This is a genomic window from Streptomyces sp. NPDC002144, from assembly GCF_053593695.1.
In genome coordinates this window covers 1-2,846 of record NZ_JBSFDB010000145.1, presented here as the reverse complement: position 1 = coordinate 2,846, position 2,846 = coordinate 1, and the positions used below count along the sequence as shown (strand labels likewise).

Sequence of the window (2,846 nt, the reverse complement as noted above, 5' to 3'; positions counted from 1 at the left end):
GCGCCCTCCTCACCGCCATCCCCACCCTCATCGTCTACTTCGTCCTGCAACGCCAGTTCGTCAGCGGCCTCACCCTCGGCGCCAACAAGGGCTGACCCCCACGACGCCGAGCCCTTTCACATGGAAGAGACCCCCGTGCACCACCCCTTCACCCCGGTCGCCTCCGTCCCCGTGGATCCGGCCAACGCCCGTGTCCACGAGGAGGGCTGGCAGTCCTGGAGCCCCAGCGGCGCCTACGCCCTCGGTGAGAAGCCGTACCGCCCGACCAACGACAACTGGGCGACGGTCTGTTACCGCCCGGGCGTCACCGTTCCCGAGGGCGTCTTCCAGGGTGAGGGCCTGCTGGCACTCGATCCCGGTGACGGTTCGCCGACCCGGCTCTGGGCGGCCGTGAACCCCACGGGCGAGGTTCCGTCGATCCGTCTGACGGTGACGGACGGCCTCGCGGAGGTCAGCGCGGACGGCGCGGTGAAGGAGTGGAGGGGCACGGACATCCAGGAGGCGCTGGGCAGTTGGGCCGAGAGCCTCGGCGTCGAGCCGCCGCGCCCGGCACCGACGGTCTGGTGCTCCTGGTACGAGTACTTCACCCAGGTCACCGAGGACGACATCCACGAGAACCTCCGTGCGATGGACACCCTCGACCTGCCCATCGAGGTGGTGCAGATCGACGACGGTTACCAGAGCGCCCTCGGCGACTGGCTCACCCTCTCCGGCCGCTTCCGCTCCCGTGCGGGCATCGCCGACGCCATCCGGGCGCGCGGCCGCCGGGCCGGCATCTGGACGGCCCCCTTCCTGGTCGACCCGGCGAGCGAACTGGCCACCGAGCACCCCGACTGGCTGGTCCACGACGCGGACGGCGGCTTCACGCACGCCGGCCGCAACTGGGGCCACGACCTGAGGGTGCTGGACACCACCCACCCCGAGGCGGCGGCCTACCTGACCGAGGTGTTCCGCACCCTGCGCGCCGAGGGCTACGACTACTTCAAGGTCGACTTCCTCTACGCGGGAGCGCTGGAGGGCGTACGGCACGCCTCCGTCGACGCGCTGACGGCGTACCGCTCGGGGATCGAGCTCATCCGTGAGGCGATCGGCCCGGACGCGTACCTGCTCGGCTGCGGGGCGCCCGTCCTGCCCTCCATCGGCCTGTTCGACGCGATGCGGGTGAGCCCCGACACGGCTCCGCACCGCCGCCCCGAGGCGGACGACTACAGCCAGCCCGGCCAGGACCCGGCCGAGTTCACCGGCGCGGGCCGCCAGTGGCAGCACGGCCGGTTCTGGATCAACGACCCGGACTGCCTGATGGCCCGCCCGGCCGTGGAGACGCGCGAGCGCTGGGCGGCGCACGTGGCGGCGACCGGCGGCTTGATGGCCTCCAGCGACCGTCTGCTGTCCCTGGACGAGTGGGGCGTGGCCACCACGCGCCGTCTGCTGTCGGGAGGCGCGAAGTGAGCCGCGCCCTGAACGTGCCGGGCATCGCCTACGGCGGCGACTACAACCCGGAGCAGTGGCCCGAGGAGGTCTGGGCCGAGGACATGCGCCTGATGGCCGAGGCCGGGGTCACCATGGTCAGCGTCAACATCTTCTCCTGGGCGCTGCTGGAGCCCTCCGAGGGCACCTACGACTTCTCGCGCCTCGACCGCATCCTCGACCTGTTGCACGCCCACGGCATCGCCGCCGACCTCGCGACCCCGACGGCGGCCCCGCCGGCCTGGTTCTTCGTCGCGCACCCGGACGCCCTGCCGGTCGACAAGGACGGCCGCAGACTGTCGTACGGGAGCCGTCAGACGTTCTGCCCGTCGAGCCCCGCCTACCGCGAGGCGGCCCTGCGGATCACCGGCGAACTGGCCCGCCGCTACGCCGACCACCCGGCCGTGGTGATGTGGCACGTCCACAACGAGTACGGCTGCCACAACGCCGAGTGCTACTGCGACACCAGCGCGGCGGCCTTCCGCGACTGGCTGCAGGACCGGTACGCGAGCCTGGACGCCCTCAACCACGCCTGGGGCACCACCTTCTGGAGCCAGTGGTACTACGACTGGGACCAGATCCTGCCCCCGCGCGCCACCGGCGCGGTCCCCAACCCCACCCACCAGCTGGACTGGCGCCGCTTCTGCAGCGACGCCCTGCTGTCGCTGTACGAGGCGGAGCGCGACGTCCTGCGGGAGGCGGCCCCGGACACCCCGGCCACCACCAACTTCATGGTGATGTACAACTTCGACGCCCTCGACTACTGGCGCTGGGCGCCGCAGCTGGACATCGTCTCCAACGACCACTACCTCCAGTCCGCCGACCCCGAGTCGCAGATCGACATCGCGCTCAGCGGCGACCTGGTCCGCTCGCTGGCGGGCGGCCCCTGGCTGCTGATGGAGCACTCCACCGGCGCGGTCAACTGGCAGCCGGTCAACCGGGCCAAGACGGCGGGGGAGTTGCGCCGCAACGCCCTGTCCCACGTGGCCCGGGGCGCCGACGGCATCGCCTACTTCCAGTGGCGGGCCGCCAAGGCCGGCGCCGAGCAGTGGCACTCCGCGATGCTCCCGCACGCCGGCACGGACAGCCAGATCTGGCGGGACGTGGTCCAACTGGGTTCGGACCTGCGGGCGTTGGCGGAGGTCCGGGGCGCGGTCGGCACGGCCGAGGTCGCGATCGTCTGGGACTGGAACGCCCGTTGGGCGCTGGAACTCCCCTCCCAGCCAAGCGCCGAACTCCGCTTCCAGGACCTGGTGCGGGCCTGGTACGAGCCGCTGTGGCGGGCGGGCGTGGCGGTGGACTTCGTACGCCCCGACGCCGACCTGTCCGCCTACCGCCTGGTCCTGGCCCCCTCCCTCTACCTGATCGACGACGAGGGC

Annotated in this window: 2 protein-coding genes and 1 pseudogene; all 3 read left to right on the top strand. The window is 71.9% G+C overall.

Features of this window, described 5'->3' with window-relative positions:
* Window positions 1–95, top strand: a pseudogene (locus tag ACWCQ1_RS51880) (carbohydrate ABC transporter permease); the annotation flags it as partial.
* A gap of 40 nt (window positions 96–135) precedes the next feature.
* Window positions 136–1,449 carry a glycoside hydrolase family 36 protein gene (locus tag ACWCQ1_RS51875; RefSeq protein WP_451030106.1) on the top strand — a complete coding sequence of 438 codons (1,314 nt, stop codon included), beginning with the start codon at window positions 136–138 and terminating at the stop codon, window positions 1,447–1,449.
* A partial coding sequence (locus tag ACWCQ1_RS51870; RefSeq protein ID WP_451030105.1) for a beta-galactosidase occupies window positions 1,446–2,846 on the top strand: 1,401 nt, incomplete at its 3' end. The genes ACWCQ1_RS51875 and ACWCQ1_RS51870, both read left to right, overlap by 4 nt.